The organism is Hyphomicrobium sp. 99 (genome assembly GCF_000384335.2).
Classification (GTDB): Bacteria; Pseudomonadota; Alphaproteobacteria; order Rhizobiales; family Hyphomicrobiaceae; genus Hyphomicrobium_B.
In genome coordinates this window covers 2,660,310-2,685,423 of record NZ_KQ031382.1, presented here as the reverse complement: position 1 = coordinate 2,685,423, position 25,114 = coordinate 2,660,310, and the positions used below count along the sequence as shown (strand labels likewise).

The following is a 25,114-nucleotide window of genomic DNA, read 5'->3' as shown; positions in this document are numbered from 1 at the left end:
CTCGCGCGTTTGTGACCGGGAATGGTCTGCAAAGGAGCCCAGAACCTCTTGCAATTGTTGGGGGTAAGCGGGCACCTACAGGTCTGGCGCTTCGGCCGGGCGCATCCATCCAAATTGAAGTCTGAGTTCGCTCAATAAACTTGGAAACGACCGACCATGCCCTGGTTTAAGAAGTTCTTATGCCTCCTCTCGCCGTTACTTATCGCTGTCCCTGCGCATGCCGCGACGACCAAGGCGGCGGTTTTTCCTTTCGACATTCACGATGCCCAGCAGGACGGCGAGATCGTTCCCCAGTTTAACCCTGAAGATCTGCGGCGGCTGAAGCTCGTCGTGGATGAACTCAAAGTGTTAATGGCGAAGGATGGAAAATACGCGGTCATCGACCTCGGGCCCCATGCTCAGGAAATCGAGAAGGCTTCGCCGTTCAAGGAGTGCAACGGGTGCGAGGTTCCGATCGCCAAGGAAGCCGGCGCCGATATCGCCGTCACGGGTTTCGTCGATAAGGTCTCGGATGCGTTGCTCAGTTTGCAAATCGTTGCGCGAGACACCAAGACCGGCGAGCTGACGAAGACGATGTCGGCGGCGATCAACGGGAATACCGACGAGCTTTGGCTGCACGGAGTTCGCTATCTTTGGAGAAACAGGTTCAACGTCGAGGCTCCAGCGAAATGACGACGCATTCACGCCGCAGCGTACTGGCCGCGGGGGCCGCATTCGGGGCATCGATGCTGTTGCCGCGTTTGGCGATGGCTTCGGTGCCGGTACGGCTGACGTCGGTGAAATTCGGTTCGGTGAGCTGGCTGATCGACACGATCCGGCAGGAAGGCATCGACAAGAAGCACGATCTTGATTTGCAGGTCGTCGAGGTTTCAAACAATCAGGCGGCTCCGGTCGCGCTTCTGTCTCGCGCGGCGGACGTGACCGTCAGCGATTGGACGTGGGCGCTGCGGCAGCGTGCGAAGGGCGACGATTTGAAGTTCGCTCCGTATTCGTCGGCGCTCGGCAGCTTGATGGTTGCCAAGGACAGTCCGATCAAGTCGCTGGCGGATCTCGAAGGAAAGAAAATCGGCGTCGCCGGTACGGGCATCGACAAGAGCTGGATCCTGCTCCGTGCCTACTCGCGCAAGACACTTGGCAAAGACATTGCCAACATGGCCGAACCCGTGTTCGGCGCGGCCCCGCTCGTTACGGAAGAGTTCCGGAACGGCCGGCTCGATGCGGTTTTGAACTTCTGGACGTATGCCGCGCGGCTCGAGGCTGGCGGCGCGCGTCAACTGCTCACGATGGCGGACGTGGTGAAGGGGCTCGACGTCAGCCCGACGCCGCCGCTCGTCGGGTTCATATGGTCGGAAAAGCAAGTCCGCGATAAGGGCGTTCCGGTCGATAAGCTCTTAGCGGCTGTGGCCGACGCCAACCGCGTGCTGGCGACGTCGGATGGTGCCTGGCAGCGGTTGCGGCCATTGATCAAACCAGCTTCCGATGCCGAACTCGTTGCGATCAGGAATTACTACAGATCCGGGATCACGGGGGCTTGGGGTGAGGCGGAAACCGCGGCTGCAAAGAAGCTGACAAACCTTCTCATTGAACTCGGCGACACGGAACTCGTTGGCGATGGCACCCATTTCGACCAGAATCTTTTCCACACCTAAGCCAGTCGCCGCGCCCCTGGGCTTTACGGCTGCGTTAGAGCGGCTCGCATGGATGGCGGGCTCGCTGTTCGCTTTGGCCGTTCTTTGGCAACTCATCGCCGTCTACGCACAAAACCGCTACTTGCCGACGCCGATCGCGGTTTTCGACGTTCTATGGCGGGAGAGCGCCAGTGGCGATCTCTGGGTGAATATTTCCGCCACGCTTCTGCGCGTGGCCGTCGCGTTCGTCGTTTCGATGTTCATCGGCACGGCGATCGGATTGGCGCTGGGCCGCTTCAAGACTGCGGACAAATTTTTCGACGCGTGGCTGATCCTCTTTCTCAATTTGCCCGCGCTCGTGACGATCACGCTTTGCTACATCTGGTTCGGCCTGACGGACATCGCGGCGATCACCGCGGTCGCGCTCAACAAGATTCCGAATGTCGCTGTGAATATGCGGGAAGGCGCGCGCAGCCTTTCCAGAGATCTCGACGAGATGGCGAAGATCTACAAATTCGGACATTGGAAGACGCTTCGCCACGTGATCCTTCCTCAGCTCGCTCCGTTTTTCGCGGCGGCGGCGCGTTCTGGGCTTTCGCTCGTCTGGAAGATCGTCCTTGTCGTCGAAGCTTTCGGGCGATCGAGCGGCGTCGGCTACCGCTTGAGCATTGCTTTTCAGGAGTTCGATGTGAGCACGATCTTGGCGTACGCGCTGGCGTTCATCCTGATCGTGCAGGCGATCGAATTTCTGGTGTTGCAACCGTTGCAGGCACGGGTGAATGCATGGCGTCGTTGAACGGGGCAAACGGCGCGCGGCCGATCAGCGTTTCGGTCCGCCGCAAGGTTTTTCCGCCGGTCGGCGACCGCGAAGCTCAGCTCGTGCTGAAGGACATTTCGTTCGACGTCGCGCCGCGTTCGTTTCTCGTCATCACCGGGCCTTCGGGATGCGGGAAATCGACGTTGCTCAACATCATCGCGGGGCTCGATAGAGATTACGACGGCAGCATCGATCTCGGGCCTGCGGCGGACCGCTTAGCGTTCATCTTTCAGACGCCGCGCCTTTTGCCGTGGCGAACGGTTTACGAAAATATCGCGCTCGCGCTTCCCGATGGCGATCCGAGGCAATCGCGAATTGCCGGGATGCTGGAGCGGGTCGGGTTGGGGCAGGCAATGAACGCCTATCCGGAGCGGTTGTCGCTCGGTATGCAGCGCCGTGCGGCACTGGCCCGAGGCTTCATTCTGGAGCCTGAAATCCTGCTCATGGACGAGCCATTCGTGTCGCTTGACGAGCAAACCGCGGCGAGCCTGCGGGACCTCCTGATGGAGCTCTGGCACAGCCAGCCGACGACGGTGATCTTCGTTACCCATGACCGGACCGAGGCAATTCAGCTCGGAACGCGCATCTTGCGCTTGGCGCCCGGAAAGGCGAGTGTCGTCCAGGATGTGAGCATCGACTTGACCGAGGCGCAGCGCCATGATCGTGCTGCCGTGCTTCAGGAGCAGAATCGCATTTTCGCCGCTTAGAGCGGCCGAGGCGGATCAATCTCGGAATGATGGAATGATTGAAGGTTTGAGACGAGGCAAGCCCGCCTTTCTCGCCAGCGTTACGAACGCGAACGAGGCAGAGATCGCGCTTCAGGGCGGGGCCGATATCATCGACTGCAAGGATCCCGCATCGGGTGCACTCGGTGCGCTGCCTTTGCTGACGGTTCGGGACATCGTTAGCCGCGTCAACGGGCGCGCATCCGTCAGTGCGACGGTCGGCGATTTGCCTTCCGATCCCGAGGTCATGCGTGCAGCGGCGATCGCGATGAGCGAAACGGGCGTGGACGTCGTAAAGATCGGATTCTTCGGCGAGGATGATCCGCGCGCGGCGATCGCGGCGCTCGGCAACGTGCGTTCCAGTTCGACGAAACTCTTCGCCGTTCTGATGGCGGACCGCGCTCCGGACTTTGCTGTTCTGCCGGCGCTTCGCGACGCTGGCTTCTCCGGGGTGATGCTGGACACGGCCGACAAAGGCGCCGGCAGCTTGACCGCGGTCCTTCCCCTTCGGCGATTGACGGAATTCATCCTCGCGGCGCGTGCGCATGATCTCTTCACGGGGCTCGCGGGATCGCTCAAGGAAAGCGACATCGCTGTTCTTGCATCGCTCGAACCCGATATGTTGGGATTTCGCGGAGCGCTTTGCTTGGCTGGCCGCAAAGGCGCCATTGAAGCCGATCGCGTGATTGCGGTTCGTCGCGCAATCGATAACGCTAGACAGCTAAACGTAGCGCCGGAGACGTCAGTCGCATGAATGACAAGAAGAAGCCTGTAAAGGCCGATGAGATAAAGCCTGAAGCACGTGAGCTTGCGGATTCCATCTTCGTTCGCGACTTCATCGTCGATTGCAACGTCGGCGTCTACGCGGAAGAGCAAGGCGTTACGCAGAAAGTCCGCTTCACCGTCGAAGCGCGATTGCAGAAGGACGTGTTCAGCGTCGAAGACGAAATGGCGGAAGTTCCGTCCTACGCCGACATCATTGATATCATCGTCGCGCTGGCGCGCGGCGGGCACATCAAACTCGTCGAGACGTTCGCGGAGAAAATCGCCGCGCAGGTGCTTGCCGACAAACGTATTGCGGCCGTTCGCGTGATGCTCGAAAAGCTGGAACGCGGCCCGCTGCGTGGCGTCGAGATCATTCGTCCTCCCACGAAAGCTGCGGCACGCGAGTTTGGACGTGGCTGAGCTCCGCCTGAGTGGGGTTCGCCCGCTCGTCATTAAAGTCGGCGGAAGCCTTTCTGAGACCGGACGTCTCGGTGGCGTGCTGGAGATGCTCAGCGCGGCGCAGGTTCCGATCGTCATCGTGCCGGGCGGCGGTCCGTTTGCCGACGCTGTGCGCAGCTTGCAGCGTGAGATGAGCTTCGACGATGCGGTGGCGCATCGGCTCGCCATGCTCGCGATGGAGCAGATGGCTGAATGGATGGTCGCTCAACGGCCGGGGTTGAAAGTCGCGCAAACCATCGACGAAATGTCCGACTGTATCATGGATGGACAGATTCCCGTCTGGGCGCCGCTTCGCATGATCGGCGACGATGAGACGATCGCAACCAGCTGGTCGGCTACGTCGGACAGTCTGTCAGCGCGTCTCGCGGAACTCGTGGACGCGCGTCTCATTCTTCTGAAGTCCGTCGGCGTCGCGAAAGATGTTTCGGCTGAAGAATTGGCGCGGCAAGGTGTGGTCGATATTCTTTTTCCAGAGATCGTTGCGCGGTCGGGAGTTTCGTGGTCCATCTTCGGACCGGCAGACGATGCGGCGCTCGCCGCACTTCTGGCTGGCGGAGGAGGCGCGTGATGCCGCGTATCGTCGAAACAATCGTAACGACCTTCAATAGCGCAGGTGAAGCGCACATTGCGCCTCTCGGTCTCATCAATGACGGCGCGCATTGGATCATTGCTCCGTTCCGGCCTTCGACGACGCTCGAAAATCTGCGCGCCAATCCGGTTGCCGCCGCGAGCCATACGGATGATGTCCGCGTGTTTGCAGGCGCCGTGACGGGACGGAAAATTTGGCCGTTGGCGCCGACGCGGAGCATCAAGGGCGAAAGGCTCGCCGATTGCGTGTCGCATTGGGAGTTGACGGTCGACAAGATCGTCGAGGACGAGCAGCGGCCGCGTTTTTATTGCTCAATCGTAGATGAAGTCATGCACAAGGCATGGCAGGGCTTCAATCGTGCGCAAGCCGCGGTCATTGAGCTTGCCGTTCTGACGACGCGCCTCAACATGCTGCCGCCTGAGAAGGTCGAGAGCGAATTGAAGTATCTCGAAATCGCAATTTCGAAAACCGCCGGCCCGCGCGAAGAAGAGGCATGGGAATGGCTGATGGAAAAAATCTCGGCGTGGCGTCAGGCGCGCTTCGATCAGACGACCTCATGAAGTCTGACGGCGGCGACGCTAAGCACGCATTCATGGCGGCGTTTTCGGCCGCGCTCGACGACGGTTCGTTCGCCAAGCTCGCGCTCGGAAAGTTTCGCGGGAAAGGCGAAGCGTCGAAAGCGGTTGTGACCCTCGTGTTGCTTAAGGATGTGCCGCATCTGAAAGTCGTCACGAGCTTTCCGCGGAAGGACGAGACGAAGACTTACAAGATCGAGGAAGGCTTGAGCGCGATCGGTTCGTCGATCGGTGAAACGTACATGAGCGCGACGCTCTTTTCGACGACGCGGGACGTTCGCCTCGATTACAGCCGCAAGGGCGTACCGCATTTGGCGATCGGCAAGGCGACGTTGAAAACGTCGGAACCAGAAGCGCACGATCGCAAGAAGGCGTATCTCGTTCCGCCGGACAGGCCGTATCTCAAAGCGTTGCAGGTTGCTGACGCGGAAGGTCGTATCAAGCCGTCGATGCAGGGCAAATATCGCCAGATCTGCCGCTTCATCGAGATCGCCGACGATTTGATCAAGGACAGCGATCTAAAAAAAGATGCGGCGCTGACCGTTATCGATATCGGTTCGGGCAAAGGATATCTCACGTTTGCATTTTATGATCATCTGACGACGCAACTCGGCCGCCGTTGCCATATGGCGGGAATTGAGATGCGCGGCGATCTCGTCGATTTCTGCAATCGGCTGGCGCGCGATTTACGCTTCGATGGATTGTCGTTCGTTGCTGAAGAAGCATCGCGGTCATCGCCGCCTCACGTGGACATCATCATCGCGCTTCACGCCTGCGATACGGCGACGGACGACGCGATGGCGCTCGGTGTGCGCGGTGATGCGTCGCTCATTCTATCGGCGCCCTGTTGCCAGCATGAAATCGCGCCGCAGATCAAAGATACGGGCGAGGGCTTACAAGGGCTCATCAAATATCCGCTTCTGAAGCAACGTCAGGCGGATCTCATCACAGATGCGGCGCGTGCTTTGCTGCTCGAAGCTTCGGGCTACAAAGTGAAGATGATTGAGTTCGTTTCAACTGAACACACGTCCAAAAACATTCTGATTGCGGCGGTGAAATCTTCGCACGTCGATCGCGTGACGGCACGTGAGCAGTATCAAGCATTGAAAAATACTAGCGGTTTTTCGACACATCATCTCGAGTCACAACTCAAGGATGTTGGGTAAGCTCGCTACGTTTTTACTCCATCGCCTCATTTGTTGCTCACTGCCATGGAATGCGTGTAGAGGGAACCGATCCGGGCTTCATATGTTTGATGCTCGGCACCCCCAGAGTGAATTCATGACAAGAAGGCAGAACTCGATGATTGACGTCTCCCGTATCCTACGGCTCGCTTCGGCTGTGGCACTCCTTGGCCTCGCCACGGCAGTCCCTGCAAGCGCAGGCCGCGACGATGCCCATGAAGATCCGGCCGTCGTTGCAGAGAGACTGCAGCACATGGGCTTCGTCGAATGGCGCAACATCCGTTGGTCGCACGGGTATTGGCAGGTCGACAACGCCAAGCGCGCGAACGGTCACGTTTACGATCTCGAAATTGAAAGCGGTTCGTTCGACCTCGTGCGGCTTCGTCGCGAACGCGGCTGAGTTATTCGCCACCGATAGTTTTTTCGGCCGCGACGGTTTCCGTTGCGGCCGAATTTATTTGTGCTGCAGGAGCGCCACGGCGACGGCCGGCGCGCATCGCGTCGCCCAGAGCCGCTGATCATCTTCGGCATCGATGAGGGTGCCGAATGCGAATGCCGGAATTCCGAGCCGGACCGCAATTTTTTCCGCATGAGAAGCGCCGATACCGGCGAGCACAATGGAGTTCACCGCTTCTGCCGGGCGTGACAGAACTTGCAGCACGCCGTCGTGGATTGATCGCAGCTGCCGTTCGGAAACGTATTCGGCAGAAACCTGCCACGCCGGCAGGTGGCGCATTTCCGCGTCGCGCCCAAAGCCGCGTGCGAAGCGGATGAGACTTTCTTCTTGTGATTTGCCCCGTCCATCCGCCGTTGGATGCTGATCGACGTCATCGGGAAGATCGCCGAGTATGCGTCGCACATCGGCCATCGTCGCGAAGCCATCGCGGGCAAGGCCTTGCCATTGACCCGCCAGCGGCGCACGGTTTGTGATCGATGCAACGGCTGTTCGCGTCAGCCCCGTATAGACAAGCTCGCCCGTCTGCAGGCGTTCGGCATCGGTCAAGCCGAGAGGACGGTCGCACGCGATGATGTCTGTCGTCGTCGAGCCCATATCGATGAGGAGCGATTTCGGAAGACGCTGAGCGATGAGGAGCGCCGTTGCGATGAAGTTCGCCGATGCGACCGAGAGTGGATCGCCCTTGGCCGATTGCGGCGACGCGAAGCCTTTGAGGCCCATGAAGATGCGAAGCTCACCTTCGAGCCATTCGCGCAGCCGCTCGATGATCGCCAGCACGCCGGCTTCGCGGGTTTCGAAAATCTCGGTCAGTTCGCCCGTCATCGTGATCGCGCAGACGGTGTGATTCGCGATCAGCGGTTCGGCGTCGTGCAGCGCGGCGTCGAGGCGGTCCAATCCCTCCCACAGCGGGCAGGGGATCTGACGAACGGCCGCGACGCGGCCGTCTTCCACGCGCGCGACCTTGAGGTGCGCACCGCCAACATCCAAGCCGATTGTGACCTTCGTCATTTGCGCCTTCGCTTCGCCACCGCTGCTCGTGATACACTCAAGGCCCGAGGAGGCAAGCAGTGGACGTCATTCCGGTTATCGATGTCGCGCATGGACAGGTCGTCCGCGCGGTAAAGGGGGAGCGTTCGGCTTATCGGCCGATTGAAACGCCAATTGCCGCAACCGCCGATCCGGCGGAATTGGCGCGGGGTCTGGCGAAGCTTTTTCCTTTTCGCACGCTTTATTTGGCTGATCTCGACGGCATCGAGGGCCGGGGCCGCAACAAGCACTTGGTCCCCGCGCTGAGCCATGTTCTGCCGGGTGCTGAGATCTGGATCGATGCCGGAATTGGGTCGCGCGGGGCTTCGCGTGCCGTGCTGGCTGCGCCTGTCGCGACGCTCGTCGTCGGATCGGAGAGCATCGAGACGGCCCGGGTGTGGACGGACATCTCTGCGGAAGCGCCAGCGCGCACGATCCTGTCTCTCGATTTCAGGCACGACGAATTCATGGGGCCGGAATCGCTGCTTACTGATTCTTCGCTCTGGCCGTCGCGCGTCATCGTCATGACGCTCGATCGCGTTGGCGCGAACGCTGGCCCAGACTTTCAAAGGCTCAAAGATATCGTGTCGCGGGCAGGGGCGCGCCGCGTCTACGCGGCTGGGGGTGTCCGCAATCGTGCGGATCTCGATGCATTGCGAAAGCTCGGCGTCAAAGGCGCTCTGATCGCGTCGGCATTGCATTCGGGAAAAATTTCGGCCGGCGACCTCAAAGAAGTCGCCGGCCAGTAATCGTCCAGTCCGGAATTGGCAGCAGCCGCTCCAGCTGAGTTCGAAGCCAAGTTGCGGCCATGGCTTCGGCTCAGATGTCAACCGCTGTAACGGCCCGAGAGCAGTCTACCCAATCGCTGCAGCAGACCCCCCTTCATAGGAGGGGCAGTTTCATTTTTATTTTCGACCTGCTGAGGACGGTTTCCGCTTCAAGCCTTTGCACCGAACGGATGCTGAACCGAGTTGCGCTGTGCGGTTGCTTCAGCAGCCGTCGGCTTGCCGGCAACTGCGCGAGCGATCGATTCCTTAACGGCGCGGTAGTTGTAGTCCTGGATCTTCGCGTCGTCGGCAGCTTCCCAGTGGATGAACACGCCGACCGAGATGAAGAGGTCATCAGCTTCTGCAGCCGGGATAACGCCTTCAGCGACCGAGTCCTGAACGGCCTTTGCGACGCCGTACTGAGCGGGTCCGAACATCTGAACGGCCTGACGGGCGTCCTTGATCGTGACCTTGTTGTAAAGGATCGTGTTCGGCTTGCAGGGGAGGTTCGGCGCGATGACAGCGAGGAGCGTCGTGAAGCCGTCCTTGTTGTTCGTCAAGGCGTTGCAGAAAGCCGTCTCAGCAGCCGAACCACGCGGTCCGATGATGAGGTCGATGTGAGCGACTTCGTTGCCGTCGCCGACGAGCGATTCGCCGACCAGAACTTTGGTGATTTTGGCCATTAGGGGGGTTCCTCCCACGAAATAAAGAATACGAGCACCAACGCTCCCCCGTCAAAAGCCGGGACTTCGCTGTACTGCTCTGGCGATGAATATCCAAGTACGTCGGCGCCCTGGTGGCATGAGTACCAGCGTCGGCACAGGGATCGGCCCGCAGAGAAAGCGGACACGGCGCCTGTATTGCCTCAGGTCACCGGGCGAGACAAGCCCTTAAAATCGGGTGTGACGGCATTCACAAATGTTTCCGCTCGATCAGAGCGTCGGCGAAAAGGGTCGTGACGACGAAATCGGCGGTTGTGCCAGGATTGCGACGGGTCTGTTTCAACTTTGCGTCGAATTCCAGAAGGAGGGGCAAAGATTTCGCAGTTGCAACAGGAAACCAGCTCGATCTTAACGCGAGGGCTTCGCGCTGCACACCGGCGGCGGTTTCCGCGTCGTATTTCCGGGCGATGTGCGTGTCGGGGAATTCGGCGAGGAGCGCCATGTGCAGGGTGGTGATCGCGAAATTTGGATCGGCGGGTTGTTCGGCGCGGGCGGAGCGAAGTATAGGCAACGCAAAATCGAAGACATCCGAAAAAACGTCCACGTAGGCGTTGGCGATGCGATCGCGTTCGGCTGCAAGCTGCATCGCAGCAATCAATGTCAGGCGGTTCGATGACGCGCGGACATCGCCCTCGCCAACCGCGCCGAGGCCCGCCGGATTGGCGATGCGGATTGCTTCGAACGCGTCCTCCGCGTCCTGCTCGTCGAGGTGGGAGAGAATGTTGCCGAGGCGGCGCCTGAGACCGACGTCGAACGTCGTCTCGCTCGCGGCCTTCGCCAGTGGAGCGCAGAGCAGCACGATGCCGAGGTTGGTATTCATGCCGGTTGCGCCAACGCTTGCTTCGGTCGCCCGGAGTATGCGTTTGCCGACGCTCAACGATGGATCGGCTATTGGGCCCGCCGCGGCTTTGGCGGCCTGCTCGAAATGGAGAACCTCCATGCCGTGGCCGGAGGAATAGCGATGAACGTTGCCGGGCTTCAATGCGTTGAGCTCGGCGTTGCAAGCATCGAGAAACGCCGAGGTTATTTCAGCGGGGTGCCGCGGGCCCTTCATGACACCGCGGCGACGGGGATGCCTGACGCAGCGCGATGCGCGAGGACCGTCTTCAAGAAATCTTCCGCGATCACCCAGGCGATGTTGACGTCGGCGACGCTTTGCAAGCCACGCCATGCCGGATTGGAATTGACTTCCAGCACCTGAAGCTCGCCCTCGGCTGTGCGGATGAGATCTATGCCGGCGTAATCGGCGTCGACGGCGCGCATCGCGGCCATCGAAATGCGAGTCATTTCGTCATCGGGGAGATGAACGCGGGCTTTGCCGCCCTGGTGAATGTTCGTCACCCAATTGGTGCCGCGCCGGGTCATTGCTGCGACGATGCGATGACGGGTCGCGAGCACGCGCCAATCCTCATAGAGGCCATCTCGCGGCGCGACGTAGTCCTGCATGTAATACATCTGATCGACGGTCTCGGGCGCGGGGAGTTCGCTCTGCTCCGTGATCCTACCGATGCCTTTGCCCTGGCTGCCGAAGATCGGCTTCACCACGAGGGGGCGATCGAGCCCTTCGGTGTATTCAAGCGCATGGGGAAGTGTTTCGCAGACGCGCGTGCGCGGCGTCGGAATACCGTTTTTGTGCAGAAGAAATGTGGTTTGCGATTTGTCAACGCAGCGTTCGATGGCGCGAGCGTCGTTCCAGACGCGCACGCCGCTTTCGCGCAATGCATGCAATAGGCCCAAGCGAAACGTGATCTGTTCGAGCGTGCCCGCTGAGATCGAGCGAACGAAAACGCCGTCGGGCAAGCGGCCTTTGAAGCCCGGAATATCGATGCCGCTTTCGAGCCCGGTATCGAAGGCGCAATGCGGAAGCGAGGAAACGGTGACGCGCGCGCCCATAGCTTCGAGCGAGCGCACGATACGGCGCGCGTGCCATTCGCCCCGCCCTTCCTCAATCAGAAGGGCGAGGTGAAGACCATCGCCTGGCCCTGGCAACGGATCAGGCTTTACCTCAGCGGAAGCTCGCATCGACGATCTCCGGCGCGAGCTCGCCTGCGCGGAAGGAATTGCCTGTCTCGACGTTCGAGACGATCACCTGAGCGGGTGAGAACAGCATCGGGTCGATCTTGTAGAAATCGCCTTGGACGTCGGCGAAGATCTCGGCGAACGGCTTGCCGTAGGCGCTGCACGTGCTCGACGGAAGGTTTTCCGCAAGGCGCTTCGCGTCGGTGTCGGGGCCTTTGACGAAGAGATGGATGCGGCCGCCGTAGATGATGGCGTCGTTGGTGCGGCCCATCGCCTTGACGAAATCGGGAACCGGCGGCGCGATGGCCGTCGTGCCGGTGCCGTCGAGGATGTTCTCGAGCGGGAAGTGGAGGGCGTGCGCTTTGTGAATCGCGACCTCGAGAACGCGAGCCGCGATCTGCACGGTGCCGGCGAGGCTCCAGGTCGTCGCGTACATGATGGTGAGGCCAGTCGGGTCGACGCCGCTGGCAGTCGCCACCTTGGCGATGACTGCGGACGGCGGAGCTTTATCGCCTTCGATGACGAGCGTTGCCTGCTGGTGGTGGTCTGCGTAACCGAGTTCTTTGTACAAGTCTTCGACGCGCGAGAGAGCGCGTGCTGGGCCCGAACCAAGCGCGAAGAAGCCCGATGCTTCATCCGTGATCGTCCAACCAGCATACTGGCTGGCAAGGCAGGCAATGACCGGATTGTTCGACGAGACGACGACACCGAGCGGCCAATTGGGAAGTCCGGAGGACTGCGTGAATGCGACGGTGCCGAGGCCGCCCATGCAGACTTCGCCGAGGCGGCGGCCGGCTTCGAGTCCGCCGACAACGCTAGCGCCCATATCGATAAGGCGTTCGCCGAGGCTGCCTTTCGTGACGGAGATGCGGAGCGCATCGGCATTGGCAACGATGTCGTCAACGATCTTTGCGGCGCCTGCCGAAACGCTGGGCTGCTTTACCATTAGAAACTCCGGGTCAGGATTTGGGGTGTCCGTATATCAGGTCCTCAAGTTCCGCCAAGCGTTTACGGGCGAGCGCTTCTGCCGCATCGGCCGTTGGGGCTTCGGCGAACGTGGTGGCGAGCGGCGCGCCGAGGGGGATGAATGTTCCAGGGGCACCGCGATCGGCGGTCCAGTCGGGCCACTGAATTTCTTTAAGAATGACGGGCCCGCGGTCGGCGTGCAGGATGGCGGCGGCCTTCGCCGATTTGGCTGGCCCGCGATCCCTCGTCGGGAGGGTCCCGGCGGTCCAGGCGGCAATGTGATCGGCGAATAGCTGGCCGTCATCGCTGTCGAGCACGTCGAGCGATGCCCCCGGCCGGGGATTGATTTCGAGCAGGTATGCGGAGCCTTTGCTGGCACCCGGCGACTTGCCTTCGGCGATATCTTTGTTTGCGCCCAGCGACTCCGCTGCGCGGAGCCGGCCGCCGGGCGCGGTATCAGGCGCGGGACTGACGATGAAATCGAACGAGGCCATGCCTCGCAGTCCGATGTCATTCGCGACTGCGTGAACCGCGTTCAATATTGTTTCGCGGAGACGTTCGTCGATGGCTGGCATCGACACGCAGCCGCCAAACCGAAATGGGTGTTCGGGGGATGGCGAGATCCACTGTCGGCTGAGCGAAATCGTACTTCCCTGGTCCGTGAAGACACCGCCTGCGGAAATGCGTTCGCCGTCGAGCAGCCTCTGGAAATAGCGGCGTGGCTTTGCGCGCTGGGATCCGTGGCAGGCGCGGATGTGGCGTCCGCCGCTACCGCCGACGCGTTTCGATATCCAACCCTCCGGATCGGCGGGCGGCTCGGCTTGCGTCTCGGGATGCGGGATGCCGAGCCTGTCGAGCAGCGCGAAGAAGGATCGGGGATCTTTGCAGGCTTTGTAGGTTGCGGTGTCGGAGCCGAGCAACTTGAACCGGCTCGCAAGCGCTGCGACGAGGCGCAGTTTATCCTCGAAGCCGGAACCGAGGACGAGGCCGATTGGCTTGGTTGCAGCCGATCGGGAGAGGTCTTCGAGTGCTGCAATCAGCGGCTTCGTGCGGAAGCCCGTTTGCATGACGCCGTCGAGAACGCGAAAGTCCCCGGCGGCGTGTCGTGTATCGAGATCGCCGAAGGCGTCGACGACGAGCGGTTTAAAACCAGCGCGCCGGGCGGATTGCGCGAGGCTCCGCCCGGAGAACGCGGCGATGAGGACCGTCTCGCCGCTCACCGTTCTGCTCCAGCTCTAGGCCTCAACCCAGTCCGACGAGCTTCTTCGCGAACGCGTAGGCGTCGCGGAAGTCGAGCACCAGCGGCTTGTCGGAATCGATCATCTGCTTGAACAGGCCCGATTCGCATTTGTACTTGATGTCGCCGATTGCGAGCGGGCCGACGCCGAGCGCGTCGCAACCCGGAAGCTTTTCGCCGTTCATGAAAAGCTCCATGCCTTCGACGCCAGCAGGCGGCACGGCGTTGACGTCCGCGATGACCTTCAGGTTCTTCGCAACCGCTTTGTGTTCCTTGGAGACGACCTGAACACCGGCTGCGGCTGCCGCGAAGATGACGTCAGCGTTGGCGATGATCTCTTGCTTCTGCGCGTCGGTTTCGCCGGGGACGGCCTTCAGGTCGACGCCGAAGCGGGCCTTCGAGATGTCGGCGTTCTTGATGACGCGCTCAACGCCACGGTGGGCGACGAGTTGAACTTCGGCGCCTTCGAGTGCCGAGATGATCGAGGATGCGAAGCCGACGACGCCGGTTGCGCCGAAGACTGCGACCTTGGTGCCCTTCCAGTCTCTGTTGAACTTCTCCTTCAGGAGCTTCTCAACGCAGGCGACCATTGCGGCTGCCGTCGTGAACGAGCCTGCCGGGTCAGCGAAGACGGAGCATTCGAACGGGGGCACCATCGCCTTTTTGGCGGCTTCCAGCATGTCGAGAGCGAGGATCGCATCCTTGCCGCCCATGAAGAATCCGGTGCGTACGCCGTAGTTCGGGGGGCGCGAGAAAATAGCGTCCTGGATGAGGCCTGTGACTTCGCCCAATTCGACGTTGATGTAGGGAACGATGACCTTGTAGCCAGCATCAGCCGCCATGTTCACGTCGAAGGGGCTCATGTGCTTCTGCGGCGCGAGCATATGAAGAATAGGAGTTGCGTCGCTCATTGGGTTTAATGCTCCGTTCGTTTTGGATTTCGCAGCGCTTCTATGCGGGCGCCAGTGTTGCGGCCGTGTGCGATAAGGATTTCGAGCCCGTCGCGTTTAGCGTCTTCGTTTAAAGAATGATAGAGGCGTTCTGCCGCTTTCTGGCTATCGACAAAGGCGAACCCGGTCGGCCCCCAGGAGCTTTGTCCGATGCCGGTTGCACCCTGTTCCCGCATGCGCGAAGCGAGATTTCCGACGGCTTTGCTGGTCCATGCGCTACCGCCTTGCTTCGAGGCGAAATGGCCGCCGACGATTTCTTGAATTTCGGTCAAGGCTGAACCGAACGCGGCGAGGTCTTGTTCCTTCAGGCCCGGCACGAGTTTCATCAGGACCAGGTGGCAGATGTGGGCGGCGCTCGACTCGGGAAATGGTGGAAGCCCGGCGAAGGCCGTTACCTCTGCTTCGCCGGAAACGCCGGCATGGCGGGGATCGAGGATCAGCATCACTCGCCAGTCCGGCGGAAAATCGGAGCGCAGCGTTACAGGCGGAGGCCTGTCCGTTTTGCCCTTGCCCCCGTCGATGATGAAGCCGCCCGACGTGAATGCCTCGACTCCGATGCCTGATCGCGCGCCGCGTTCGCCAAGAGTGGCAACGTCCGCAGCTGACAGTTCGCGCCCTTCGATCGCGGCAACTGCCGCGCCGATGGCGAGGGCGAGTTGCGTGCCTGAGCCGAGACCGGCGTGGGCAGGGATAGCTTCAGAGATGTTTATAGCGTAGCCGTGACCGGGCCGTTCTCCGGCGAACTTGCGGAGTAATGCAACGGCGCGCTGGCTTTCGTGTCCGGAGGCTGAATGTTCATCGGCCTTTGCGACCGAGAGGTGGGTACTCGGGCGGTCGATGCTCAAGCCAATGCTTCCGTAGCGTCGCCCCAGGTCCCCGTTCAAATCGAGGAAGCCCAAGTGCAAGCGCGCGGGAGCCGTGACGCGGATCGCGGCAGAGGATGCCGGAAAAGGCCTCACGTAAGACGGTCCTTTCTTGAAAACCGCTGCAGGCATCCGTTTGCTTTCACGGTTGCGGCGGCGGTAGGATTTAAAGAAGCGAGTTGTCCGATAATTGGAGGTCGAGGGCAAGATGAGTGCAGAACGCGAAAAACCGATGGCCGATGCCGATGTTAATGCTTGGCTGGCCGCCAACCTTCCGACCTGGAAGCTCGAGAACGGCTGGATACGCCGCACATACAAGACGGCGAGCTGGAAAGGCACGCTGATGGTCGTCAATACCGTCGGCCATCTTGCCGAAGCGGCGTGGCATCATCCAGATATGACGCTCTCCTATGCTTGGGTCGAGGTTCGTCTCATGAACCATGCGGCCAAGGGCATCACGTCCAAGGATCTCGAATTGGCGAAAAAGATCGAGGAGGTCGTGCATTGGCAGCCGGGCAAAGAGGGCAAGGGTCTCGAAGGCACGCCCACCGGCGATATGCGGTTTGCTTATATCAAGTACGATTGAGCCTGAGGTCCGGAGAGACGTTCAATGGCGAAGGTCGAACGCGCGGAGGCGCAGCTTCGAGCGAGCGAGGGCGTGTTCAATGCCATCCTGGCGCTTGGGACGAACATAGGCAACCGCACCGAAAACATCGAGGATGCGATCCGTCGGTTGACGGCCGACGGATCACTACGGGTGGTCTCGCGGTCAAAGCTTTATCGGTCGGCTCCGTGGGGCGTCACGGATCAGGACTGGTTCGTGAATGCCTGCGTGGCGGTTCAAACCGAGCTTTCGCCGCATGCTCTGCTGAAGCATTGCCAAGCCGTTGAAAACGATATGGGTCGCGTTCGCACGCGCCGGTGGGGCCCACGTATCATCGATGTCGATATCCTGACGTTCCGGGATCTCGAGATCGCTGACCCGGATCTCACCGTTCCGCATCCGCTTATTGCCGAGCGCGCATTCGTGCTGGTGCCGCTCAAGGATGTCGCGCCGGAGCTGACGCTCAATGGCCGGACGATCGAGGAGATGCTCGAGAAGCTCGATACCCGCGAGGTTCAGCCTCTTTAGGAGCCAAGCGATAAGCAAAAGAAAAACGCCGCGCGGACTCTCGTCTGCGCGGCGCTTTCGTCAATCGGCAATCAGACGGTGATTTTTACTTCAGCGTCTTGAGATATTCGATGAGGTTTGCGCGGTCGCCTTCGTCCTTGATGCCGGCGAAGATCATCTTCGTACCGGGGACGTCCTTGGCCGGACCCTGCAGCCACTTGTCGAGAGCTGCTTCGTCCCACGTGATGCCAGAGTTCTTCAGCGCTTCCGAATAGTTGTAACCTTCGACGGTGCCAGCCTTACGGCCAACGAGACCGCCAAGGTGCGGACCAACGCCGTTCTTGTCGACCTGATGGCAGGCTTTGCACTTATTGAAGACCGTCTTGCCTGCATCCGCATCGGCGGACATGGCAGCGGTCGGTACTGCTGCGATCATCGCAATCGCCAGAACCCACTTGCGCATTATATCTTTTCCTTCCCGTTTCGCCTGAGCGGCCTTTTAGAAACGCTCCAACTCATAGCTCAGTCGCAGGAAGTTGCCATTTTTTTTCTGAACCGAAGCCGAACAGAATGCCGCACCGGGTGGGAAAACTTTAGGCGATTACCTTGCACTGCAAGATCTGGCTCAAGCGCCGGATAATCAGTTTCACTCGCCGGCCGTAGCTTTCACGGGGCTCATGCGCCGGTAGACGAACGGCGGAGGTGCGGTGACCCCGCTTTCGGCCTCGGCAGCGGCAACGAATGCCAAATGATGAGGCGAGAGCTTGCAGGCCGGGTCGGTGTTCGTCGGGTCGCCGGTGAAGGCCATGGCCTGGCAGCGGCAGCCGCCGAAGTCGATCTCGGCGCGCGGACAGCCCCGGCACGGTTCCTTCATCCAGCTGGTGCCGCGGTATTTCTGGAACGCCTGACCGTTGAGCCAGATGTCCGCCAGACGCCTGTCTTTGACGTTGTCGAACTCGAGGCCCGGAACCGATTCTGCGGCATGGCAGGGAAGGACGCGGCCCTGCGGGGTGACGTTCATGACGCCACGGCCCCAGCCGCCCATGCAGGGCTTCGGCGTTTTTGCGTAGTAGTCGGGCACGACGAAGTCGAAAACCATGATGCCTTTGAGGCGCTCTTTCGCCTCCTCGACGATCTCGGCGCTCTTCAGAACCTGAGCGCGGGTCGGCATGAGGCTCGCGCGGTTTTTGAGTGCCCAGGCGTAGTATTGGATATTCGCCACCTCAATGCGGCCAGCACCCATTTCGACGGCGAAATTGATGATGTTGGGCAGGTTCTCGATATTGTGCCGATGGATGGGCGCGTTGATGGTGAGCGGCATATCGAATTCGCGCACCCATTTGCCGACTTCGCGCTTCTTCGCGAGGCCGTTCTTGTAGGCGGAGATCTTTTCGGCGTTCGCTTCGTCGACGTCCTGAATTGAAAGCTGGACGTGGTCGAGGCCCAATTCCTTCAGACGCTTCAGGCGATCACGGGTGAGCGTCACGCCCGCGGTGATGAGGTTCGTATAAAGGCCCGCTTTCGCAGCAACCTCGACAATGTCTTCGAGATCCTTGCGAACGGTCGGCTCGCCACCGGAGAGATGGATTTGCAGAATGCCGAGGTCAGCAGCCTGGCGCATCACGTCTTGCCACTGCTCAGTCGTCAGCTCGGTATTGACGCGATCAAGCTCGAGGGGATTTGAGCAATAGGGACACTGCAGCGGACAACGGTGTGTCAGTTCGGCCAGAAGGCCGACGGGCGCGCGGGCGCAAGCCTCGACCAGGGGCTTTTCGGAGAACTGCTCCATCGGTGCTACTTCGTTCATTGACGTCAGCTCCGTTTTACCCAAGTCCTCTAGGCTCTGATTACGCCCTTATCCGAAAGCTCCTGAAGCATGGATATGGTGTCTGCGAGGATCTCTTGCAGCGGCGCGTTGTATTCTTTTGCAAGTTCGGTCGCGATGCCTTCGACCGAGTTGACGCCATCACATCGCTTCAAAATTTCGATGGCTATCGGATCGGGCTCGAATACGCGTTCAGGCGCAAGTACATGCCAGCGGCCTCGTCCGGCGTCGTGCCTGAGCTTAATGTGGGGTGGCAGCGCCGGCTTTGAAGCTGGTACGATGATCACACGTGTGCGATTGGCTTCGGCGTTCATCGATCAGGCCTCAGGACGGAATGCGCCGGGCGGAATGTGTCCGTCGACGTAGGCGTGGTGGAGCGCATCGAGCTGAACCCAAAGCACATTGCATTTGAAGCGGACAGCTTCGACGCACGCTTCCTGCTCTTCCCGCGTCTTGGCGTTCTTCAAGACATACTGGAGCGCGAAGTCGGCGTCGCGAGGCGCCTGGGTCAGGCGGCGCTTGAAGTAGGCCATCACCTTATCGTCGATGAAGTCGTAGTTCTCGAGCATGCCGGCGATACGCTCTTTGTGGATCTTCGGCGCGAAGAGTTCGGTCAGCGATGAGGCAACCGCGATCGTCAAAGGCTGTTCACGGACGAACGTGACGTAGGATTCGACGGCGAAGACTGTCGCCGGCAGCGCGCCGCGTCGCGAGATCACGTAATCGCGGTCGAGGCCGAGCCCGTCCGTCAAGATTAGCCAGCGTTCGATGCCGCCCGGTTCGTCCGGCAGAAGACCGTCGTGGTCGAGAATGCGGTGCATCCATTCACGGCGCAGCTCGCGGTCGTAGGCGCGGCTGATGAGAGCTGCGTCCTTCCGAGGGACGGCGGATTGATAACAGAAGCGATTGAGAGCCCAGGCCTGGACTTGACCCTTATTCAGCTTGCCGCCGTGCAGCATGTGATGGAAGGGGTGCAGATCGTGATAGCGCTCCGGTCCGACGGCGCGAAGCGCGGCTTCGAATTCCGCGGTCGACATCGGGGGCTCGTTGCCACGACGCTCGGCGTTTTTCTTTTCGAGACTGACTGGGCTCATAGGCGCACCTCCATGCCGTCGAAGCCGACTTCCCATCCGGATGCGTCGACAACTTTACGGGCTTCTGAGTTCTCGTCCAGGATCGGGTTTGAATTGTTGATGTGAACGTAGATCCGGCGCTTCACATTGAGCGGGCGCAATGCGGAAATCGAGCCATCGGGGCCGGAAACGGAGATATGGCCCATGCGCTTGCCTGTTTTGTTCAACAGGCCCTGGGTCAGCATTTCGTCGTCTTCGAACAGGGTGCCGTCCAGAAAGAGCAGTTCGGCGTTGCGGATCCTGGCGGCGAGCGGTTCGTCGATCTCGGCGACGCCTGGGATGTAAAAGAACGATTTGCCGGTTTTGGCGTCGGTGATTTTGAGGCCGATGGTGTCGCCATCACGGCTGCCGAAATTGCCGCTGGCGTCGCCTTTTTCGAGGAACAGGGCGACCTTGCCCGGTACGGCAAAGGCTTCGACGACGAGGCCCAAATCGACGCCGCCGCCTTCGAGGCGCGTCGGCACATTAAGTTCGAATTGGAGGCGACGGACTTTGTCTCTGGCGAGAACTTCGAAGACGGAATTCGATTCCAGCGTCGCGAGAACGCGGTCGGCGGCGTAGATCGAGAATGGCTGGCCTTCGCGGAGGCTCAGGAGGCCGGTGATGTGATCGACGTCGGCGTTGGTCAGAACCACGGCCTTGATCGGCGAATTGCGGAGCGCTCCGTCTTTCACGGGCTGCAATTCCGGTGTTTCGTTGATCTGCTGGCGAATATCGGGGGAGGCGTTCAGCAATACCCAATTCACGCCGTCAGCACTGACGGCGAGTGAAGATTGCAGTCTTGGCCTATATCCCGCCACTCCGGCTCTCACGCTCGCGGAGTGAAAGCCATTGCAATTCCATTGCGGAAATCCACCCCCAGCGGCGGACCCGAGCACTTTGATGATCATGTGAGCTTATGTGGTTGCGCCAACGGGTTGCCGAAGTCCGGAGCGCTCTCAGTTCTTCGGGAGTAAACGGCTGCGGCGGCCGATGATGCATCGACCGCCGCGCCGGTGTCTCACAAATCTTGCGAGACCGAAGACTTCATCGGTTAGATGAGGTCGATCTCGGCCGGCAGGTAGCTCGTGACCTCAAGGCCAACTTCCTGCTCGCGCACTGCGGGTTTGGTCCAGATCTTCATGGTGTTTCCTCCAAAAGCGGTAAACTGCTTACGTTCCTTGCAGACCCCGCCGAGGGCCCACCAGACCGGTGCAGACACTTTTCATGTGCCGCCCCAATCTGCGGATCAACCTCTTAAAGTCAAGGTTGGATTCCGTGTCACCCTGTACAGATCATGTTCGGGGTCTGCTTTTCAAATCAATGCGCTTCACGTCTGCGTGTGATTGATTTGACCGCTCTTTGGGGATCGATCATCCGGACGCGTGGCGCCCACGGAGTGCATACTTTCGGGGGCGATCTGCAACCTGAGATTTCCTGCGCTGGCGGATCTGTAATGTTGGAAAATTATTCTTATGTTTGGGTGCTCTGCCGCAGGGTAGTAGAAGATTGTTCTAATATGGCGTATGAAATCGGCCTCGGCGGCGTGACGTCCGACTTTCTCGGCCAGCTGTTAAGACATGACTATTTATAATGCCGCGTGGGTCGCACGGCCGCTCGGCATGTTTTGGGCTTTTCCCGGGCTGAGAGGCGCGCTACGCCCGCGCCTTGAACGCCGGGCCCGACGCCCTGACGAGGAGAGCTTTGAGTGACCGCGACCCCTCTACTTCCGCGCAACGCGCCTTTTCTGCCGGAAGACATTGAACTGTTGAACAAAGTGGTTGCGCGGACAACTCCGCAGCAGCGCTCGTGGCTCGCCGGCTTTTTCGCTGGTTTCGAGGCCGCGCAGAGCGGTGGCTTGGCCCAGCCAGTTCCTGCATCGAAACCGCGTGCTCCGCTCACAATTCTCTATGCGAGTGAAAGCGGTAATTCCGAAGCTCTTGCGTCGAAGGCAAAGAAGGCTGCCCAGAAGCACGGTCTCGACGCCAAAGTCTTCGATATGGCGGACGCCGACATGGCGCTGCTCGCCAAGGCCAAGAACATTCTCGTGTTTGCGGCGACATGGGGCGAGGGCGATCCTCCGGCACGTGCCGTCGATTTCTATCAATCGCTGATGAGCGATGCGGCGCCTCGTATCGATGGCGTCAAATTTGCGGTGCTGGCGCTGGGCGATACGGCCTATGCGCAATTCTGCGCGACCGGCAAAGCCATCGATCAGCGTCTTGAAGAACTGGGTGGTGTGCGGACATTCGATCGCGTCGATCTCGATCTCGACTATGCGAAAAAGGCAGCGGAATGGACGGAAGGTGCGCTCGCCAAGCTCGCGCCGGAAGACACGGCGGCTGGCGGCACGGTCGTGCATGTCGATTTTGGTGGCGCGTTCCCGCAGGCTGATGATGACGAGCCGAAGTACACGGCGGAGCATCCGCTCGAGGCCGAGATCTCGGCGCTCGTCAATTTGAACGGCAGCGGTTCGACACGCGAAACGTGGCATGCGGAATTCGCGTTCGACGATCCGGCATTCACTTACCAGCCGGGCGACGCCGTCGGGCTGATGCCGGAAAACGATCCGGCACTTGTCGACGACCTGTTGCAGACGGTCGGCCTCGGCTCGGACGCAGCGCTGCTTCTGAAGCTGCAGAAATCTTATGACGTCACGACGCTGTCGCGTGCGCTTGTCGAGAATTACGGGAAGCTGACGGGCCGCGCTGACGTCAAGGCGCTGCTCGAAGGCGAGGCCTATGCGAAGTTTGCGTCCGACCGGCAGCTGATCGATCTTTTCCTCGCCTATCCGGAAAAGCTCACTCAGGAACAGTTGACGGGGCTTTTGCGGCCGTTGCCGGGAAGGCTCTATTCCGTCGCATCGAGTTTGAAAGCGCATCCGGGGGAAGCGCATCTGCTCGTCGGCGCGGTTCGGTGGAAATCGCATGGCCGCGTGCGCAAGGGCGTCTCATCGACGTTCCTCGGCGAGCGCCGCAAGATCGGGCAAACGGCGCGCATCTACGTCAAGCCGAACCGGCATTTCCGTCTGCCGGCTGACGGGCATACGCCAATCATCATGATCGGTGCGGGTACGGGCGTCGCGCCCTATCGCGCCTTCGTGGAGGAGCGCGTTGCAAGTGGCGCCAAGGGTAAGAGCTGGCTCTTCTTCGGCGAGCGGAACTTCACCAACGATTTTCTCTATCAGCTCGAGTGGCAGGATTATCTGGCGTCCGGCGACCTGACGCGCATTGACGTTGCATTCTCGCGCGATCAGCCGGAAAAGATCTACGTCCAGCAGCGTATCTGGGAGAGGCGCGCGGACATCAACGCGTGGCTACAGGAAGGTGCGCATATCTACGTCTGCGGCGACGAGAAGGGCATGGCGAAAGACGTCGATGCCATGCTCGTCAAAGTTATTGCCGAGCCCTTGAAGGGCGACGAAGAAGCGGGCCGGGCGAAGCTCAAGGAGCTGACGAAAGCCGGCCGCTACCAACGCGACATCTACTAATTCAATTGCACGAAATCCCTTCGCAGCCTCGAGGCCGAAGGGAGCCGGGGAATACGACATGACCGACAAGCGATCGAAAAACGAGATCATCAAGGAGCATAGTCATCAGCTGCGCGGTACGCTGGCTGAGGGGCTGCTCAAAGTTGAAACAGGCGCCATCGCGGAAGACGATCAGCAGCTGATCAAGTTCCACGGCTCCTACATCCAGGACGATCGCGACGTTCGCGGCGAGCGGGGCAAGAAGAAGCTCGAGAAGGCTTACTCCTTCATGATCCGCCTGCGCATTCCGGGCGGCGTCGTGACGGCGAAGCAATGGATCGGCCTCGATACCATCGCGAGCACGTATGCCAACGGCACCATGCGGCTGACGACGCGCGAGACGTTCCAGTATCACGGCGTCATCAAGTCGAACCTGAAACGCACGATGCAGGCGTTTAACGACATCTGTCTCGATACGCTGGCTGCTTGCGGCGACGTCAATCGCAACGTGATGACGGCCGCCAATCCGTATCTGTCGAAGGCACACCGGCAGGCCTACGATCTCGGCAAGGCGGTCAGCGAGTACTTGCTCCCGAAGACGGGCGCCTATCACGAGATCTGGCTCGATGGTGAGAAGGTCGAGGACGCGTCGCGGGCTGCGAAGAAGGACGAGGAGCCGATCTACGGCGTCCATTACCTGCCGCGCAAATTCAAGATCGTCGTGGCGGTGCCGCCGGATAACGACGTCGATATTTACGCGCACGATCTCGGTTACATCGCGGTGGTCGAGAAGGGCGAACTCGTCGGGTGGAACATCACCATTGGCGGCGGCATGGGGATGACCCACGGCGACGTCAATACGTTTCCGCGCACTGCCGATCTCCTCGGCTTCTGCAAGCCGGATCAGGCGATCGCGGTGGCCGAGAAGGTCGTGACCGTTCAGCGCGATTGGGGCAATCGCGAGAACCGCGCACGCGCGCGTCTGAAATACACGATCGAAGATCGCGGACTCGACAATTTCCGTGACGAAGTCGAGAAGCGTCTGGGATTCAAACTCGAGAAGGCGCGGCCGTTCAAGTTCACCGGCACGGGCGACAAGATCGGCTGGCGGCAGACACTCGATGCAAAGAAAGCGTCGGACAAGGCTTGGCATCTGACGCTGTTCGTCGAGAACGGACGTATCAAGGATAAGCCCGGCTATGCGCTGAGGTCAGCGCTTCGCGAGATTGCCGAACTCGGTATTTGCGATTTCGTATGCACCGCGAACCAGAACGTCATTCTCGCGAACGTTGCCACGAAGGCCAAGCCGAAGATCGAAGCAATCTTCAAATCGCATGGTGTTTCGCTCGACGTATTGTCGGGGCTTCGGCGGAATGCGATGTCGTGCGTGGCGCTGCCGACGTGCGGTCTGGCGCTCGCGGAGGCCGAGCGTTTCCTTCCGGATCTCGTCACTGCGCTTGAGGATAGCCTCGACAGGGCCGGTCTCAAGGATGACGACATCGTCATTCGCATGACGGGCTGCCCGAACGGCTGCGCACGGCCGTATCTCGCGGAGATCGGCCTCGTTGGCCGCAATCCGGGTCTGTACAATCTTTATCTCGGCGCGGCGTTCAACGGCTCGCGGCTTTCCAAGCTGTATGCCCAGGACGTCGATAAGCAGCGCATCGTTTCGCTGCTGGAGCCGCTGTTCATCGCCTATTCGAAAGAGCGTGAAGACGGCGAGCACTTCGGCGACTTCGCGATACGTTCGGGAGTCGTGCAGGCGACGCCAGCCGGCAATCAGTTCCACGCCGATGTGAAGTTGGTTTAGGAGCCCCAAACCGTTTTTTTCGTCATCCCGGCGAAGGC

At 60.4% G+C, this 25,114-nt stretch carries 29 protein-coding genes; 15 read left to right on the top strand and 14 right to left on the bottom strand.

The genetic code is table 11. From position 1 onward, the window contains the following. Positions 1-156: 156 nt before the first annotated feature. From G359_RS13000 to G359_RS12955, 10 genes are all read left to right on the top strand, one after another. On the top strand, positions 157-672 hold the full coding sequence (locus G359_RS13000) for a DUF3280 domain-containing protein (protein ID WP_045836473.1): 516 nt from the start codon (positions 157-159) through the stop codon (positions 670-672). Continuing rightward, on the top strand, positions 669-1,649 hold the full coding sequence (locus G359_RS12995) for an ABC transporter substrate-binding protein (RefSeq protein WP_045836472.1): 981 nt from the start codon (positions 669-671) through the stop codon (positions 1,647-1,649). The genes G359_RS13000 and G359_RS12995 overlap by 4 nt, the downstream gene beginning before the upstream one ends. Next, positions 1,612-2,424 (top strand): ABC transporter permease, encoded by an 813-nt coding sequence (locus G359_RS12990; RefSeq protein WP_045836471.1) that lies wholly within the window; start codon positions 1,612-1,614, stop codon positions 2,422-2,424. The genes G359_RS12995 and G359_RS12990 overlap by 38 nt, the downstream gene beginning before the upstream one ends. Beyond that, positions 2,412-3,152, top strand: a complete 741-nt coding sequence (locus G359_RS12985) for an ABC transporter ATP-binding protein (RefSeq protein WP_045836470.1) — start codon at positions 2,412-2,414, stop codon at positions 3,150-3,152. The genes G359_RS12990 and G359_RS12985 overlap by 13 nt, the downstream gene beginning before the upstream one ends. 34 nt (positions 3,153-3,186) lie before the next feature. After that, positions 3,187-3,924, top strand: a complete 738-nt coding sequence (locus tag G359_RS12980; RefSeq protein ID WP_045836469.1) for a (5-formylfuran-3-yl)methyl phosphate synthase — start codon at positions 3,187-3,189, stop codon at positions 3,922-3,924. Then, positions 3,921-4,355 carry a dihydroneopterin aldolase gene (locus G359_RS12975; protein ID WP_052699366.1) on the top strand — a complete coding sequence of 145 codons (435 nt, stop codon included), beginning with the start codon at positions 3,921-3,923 and terminating at the stop codon, positions 4,353-4,355. Before G359_RS12980 ends, G359_RS12975 begins: the two co-directional genes overlap by 4 nt. Next, positions 4,348-4,962 (top strand): amino acid kinase family protein, encoded by a 615-nt coding sequence (locus G359_RS12970; protein ID WP_156150769.1) that lies wholly within the window; start codon positions 4,348-4,350, stop codon positions 4,960-4,962. Before G359_RS12975 ends, G359_RS12970 begins: the two co-directional genes overlap by 8 nt. Then, positions 4,962-5,543 carry a DUF447 domain-containing protein gene (locus G359_RS12965; RefSeq protein WP_045836468.1) on the top strand — a complete coding sequence of 194 codons (582 nt, stop codon included), beginning with the start codon at positions 4,962-4,964 and terminating at the stop codon, positions 5,541-5,543. The genes G359_RS12970 and G359_RS12965 overlap by 1 nt, the downstream gene beginning before the upstream one ends. Beyond that, positions 5,483-6,724, top strand: coding sequence for a class I SAM-dependent methyltransferase (locus G359_RS12960; protein ID WP_245280022.1), 1,242 nt, complete (start codon positions 5,483-5,485; stop codon positions 6,722-6,724). Before G359_RS12965 ends, G359_RS12960 begins: the two co-directional genes overlap by 61 nt. 136 nt (positions 6,725-6,860) lie before the next feature. Next, positions 6,861-7,142 carry a hypothetical protein gene (locus tag G359_RS12955; RefSeq protein ID WP_045836467.1) on the top strand — a complete coding sequence of 94 codons (282 nt, stop codon included), beginning with the start codon at positions 6,861-6,863 and terminating at the stop codon, positions 7,140-7,142. A gap of 54 nt (positions 7,143-7,196) precedes the next feature. Here G359_RS12955 and G359_RS12950 read toward each other — a convergent pair whose 3' ends face one another. Continuing rightward, positions 7,197-8,207 carry a hydantoinase/oxoprolinase family protein gene (locus G359_RS12950; protein ID WP_045836466.1) on the bottom strand — a complete coding sequence of 337 codons (1,011 nt, stop codon included), beginning with the start codon at positions 8,205-8,207 and terminating at the stop codon, positions 7,197-7,199. Between the two features lie 59 nt (positions 8,208-8,266). Between G359_RS12950 and G359_RS12945 the strand changes: the two genes are divergently transcribed. Beyond that, entirely contained in the window at positions 8,267-8,974 is a 708-nt protein-coding gene (locus G359_RS12945; RefSeq protein ID WP_045836465.1) for a HisA/HisF-related TIM barrel protein, read from the top strand. 188 nt (positions 8,975-9,162) lie between these two features. Here G359_RS12945 and fae read toward each other — a convergent pair whose 3' ends face one another. From fae to G359_RS12910, 7 genes are all read right to left on the bottom strand, one after another. Further along, a complete protein-coding gene (fae, locus tag G359_RS12940; protein WP_045836464.1) occupies positions 9,163-9,675 on the bottom strand; it encodes a formaldehyde-activating enzyme in 513 nt (170 codons plus the stop codon). A 229-nt stretch (positions 9,676-9,904) separates the two neighbouring features. Then, complete coding sequence (locus G359_RS12935) at positions 9,905-10,768, bottom strand: triphosphoribosyl-dephospho-CoA synthase (RefSeq protein ID WP_045836463.1); 864 nt, start codon at positions 10,766-10,768, stop codon at positions 9,905-9,907. Next, on the bottom strand, positions 10,765-11,736 hold the full coding sequence (locus G359_RS12930) for an ATP-grasp domain-containing protein (protein WP_045836462.1): 972 nt from the start codon (positions 11,734-11,736) through the stop codon (positions 10,765-10,767). The genes G359_RS12935 and G359_RS12930 overlap by 4 nt, the downstream gene beginning before the upstream one ends. Next, positions 11,720-12,679 (bottom strand): methenyltetrahydromethanopterin cyclohydrolase, encoded by a 960-nt coding sequence (gene mch / locus G359_RS12925; RefSeq protein ID WP_045836461.1) that lies wholly within the window; start codon positions 12,677-12,679, stop codon positions 11,720-11,722. The genes G359_RS12930 and mch overlap by 17 nt, the downstream gene beginning before the upstream one ends. 13 nt (positions 12,680-12,692) lie before the next feature. Continuing rightward, positions 12,693-13,919, bottom strand: a complete 1,227-nt coding sequence (locus G359_RS12920; protein WP_045836460.1) for an ATP-grasp domain-containing protein — start codon at positions 13,917-13,919, stop codon at positions 12,693-12,695. 22 nt (positions 13,920-13,941) lie between these two features. After that, entirely contained in the window at positions 13,942-14,847 is a 906-nt protein-coding gene (locus G359_RS12915; protein ID WP_045836459.1) for an NAD(P)-dependent methylenetetrahydromethanopterin dehydrogenase, read from the bottom strand. A gap of 5 nt (positions 14,848-14,852) precedes the next feature. Continuing rightward, the gene (locus G359_RS12910) at positions 14,853-15,881 is read right to left on the bottom strand and encodes a beta-ribofuranosylaminobenzene 5'-phosphate synthase family protein (RefSeq protein WP_045836458.1); all 1,029 of its coding nucleotides are present in this window, start codon (positions 15,879-15,881) and stop codon (positions 14,853-14,855) included. A 76-nt stretch (positions 15,882-15,957) separates the two neighbouring features. Between G359_RS12910 and G359_RS12905 the strand changes: the two genes are divergently transcribed. Further along, positions 15,958-16,335 carry a 4a-hydroxytetrahydrobiopterin dehydratase gene (locus tag G359_RS12905; protein ID WP_045837981.1) on the top strand — a complete coding sequence of 126 codons (378 nt, stop codon included), beginning with the start codon at positions 15,958-15,960 and terminating at the stop codon, positions 16,333-16,335. 24 nt (positions 16,336-16,359) lie between these two features. Continuing rightward, on the top strand, positions 16,360-16,881 hold the full coding sequence (folK, locus tag G359_RS12900; protein ID WP_045836457.1) for a 2-amino-4-hydroxy-6-hydroxymethyldihydropteridine diphosphokinase: 522 nt from the start codon (positions 16,360-16,362) through the stop codon (positions 16,879-16,881). Positions 16,882-16,966: 85 nt separating this feature from the next. On the opposite strand, the gene G359_RS12895 is transcribed toward folK, so the two are convergent. The 6 genes from G359_RS12895 to pqqA all read right to left on the bottom strand — a co-directional run bounded on the left by G359_RS12895 (position 16,967) and on the right by pqqA (position 20,941). After that, positions 16,967-17,323, bottom strand: coding sequence for a c-type cytochrome (locus G359_RS12895; RefSeq protein WP_045836456.1), 357 nt, complete (start codon positions 17,321-17,323; stop codon positions 16,967-16,969). 183 nt (positions 17,324-17,506) lie between these two features. Then, positions 17,507-18,667, bottom strand: a complete 1,161-nt coding sequence (gene pqqE / locus G359_RS12890) for a pyrroloquinoline quinone biosynthesis protein PqqE (RefSeq protein ID WP_045837980.1) — start codon at positions 18,665-18,667, stop codon at positions 17,507-17,509. 29 nt (positions 18,668-18,696) lie between these two features. Then, positions 18,697-18,999: a pyrroloquinoline quinone biosynthesis peptide chaperone PqqD gene (pqqD, locus tag G359_RS12885; protein ID WP_045836455.1), complete on the bottom strand. Its 303-nt coding sequence runs from the start codon at positions 18,997-18,999 to the stop codon at positions 18,697-18,699. Between the two features lie 3 nt (positions 19,000-19,002). Then, the gene (gene pqqC, locus G359_RS12880) at positions 19,003-19,779 is read right to left on the bottom strand and encodes a pyrroloquinoline-quinone synthase PqqC (protein ID WP_045836454.1); all 777 of its coding nucleotides are present in this window, start codon (positions 19,777-19,779) and stop codon (positions 19,003-19,005) included. Continuing rightward, the gene (pqqB, locus tag G359_RS12875) at positions 19,776-20,708 is read right to left on the bottom strand and encodes a pyrroloquinoline quinone biosynthesis protein PqqB (RefSeq protein ID WP_045836453.1); all 933 of its coding nucleotides are present in this window, start codon (positions 20,706-20,708) and stop codon (positions 19,776-19,778) included. The genes pqqC and pqqB overlap by 4 nt, the downstream gene beginning before the upstream one ends. A gap of 143 nt (positions 20,709-20,851) precedes the next feature. After that, the gene (gene pqqA, locus G359_RS12870; protein WP_041921595.1) at positions 20,852-20,941 is read right to left on the bottom strand and encodes a pyrroloquinoline quinone precursor peptide PqqA; all 90 of its coding nucleotides are present in this window, start codon (positions 20,939-20,941) and stop codon (positions 20,852-20,854) included. Positions 20,942-21,505: 564 nt separating this feature from the next. Between pqqA and G359_RS12865 the strand changes: the two genes are divergently transcribed. Together G359_RS12865 and G359_RS12860 are read left to right on the top strand one after the other, a co-directional pair. Beyond that, the gene (locus G359_RS12865) at positions 21,506-23,287 is read left to right on the top strand and encodes a diflavin oxidoreductase (protein ID WP_045836452.1); all 1,782 of its coding nucleotides are present in this window, start codon (positions 21,506-21,508) and stop codon (positions 23,285-23,287) included. Between the two features lie 58 nt (positions 23,288-23,345). Then, on the top strand, positions 23,346-25,076 hold the full coding sequence (locus tag G359_RS12860; RefSeq protein WP_045836451.1) for an NADPH-dependent assimilatory sulfite reductase hemoprotein subunit: 1,731 nt from the start codon (positions 23,346-23,348) through the stop codon (positions 25,074-25,076). Positions 25,077-25,114: the final 38 nt, after the last annotated feature.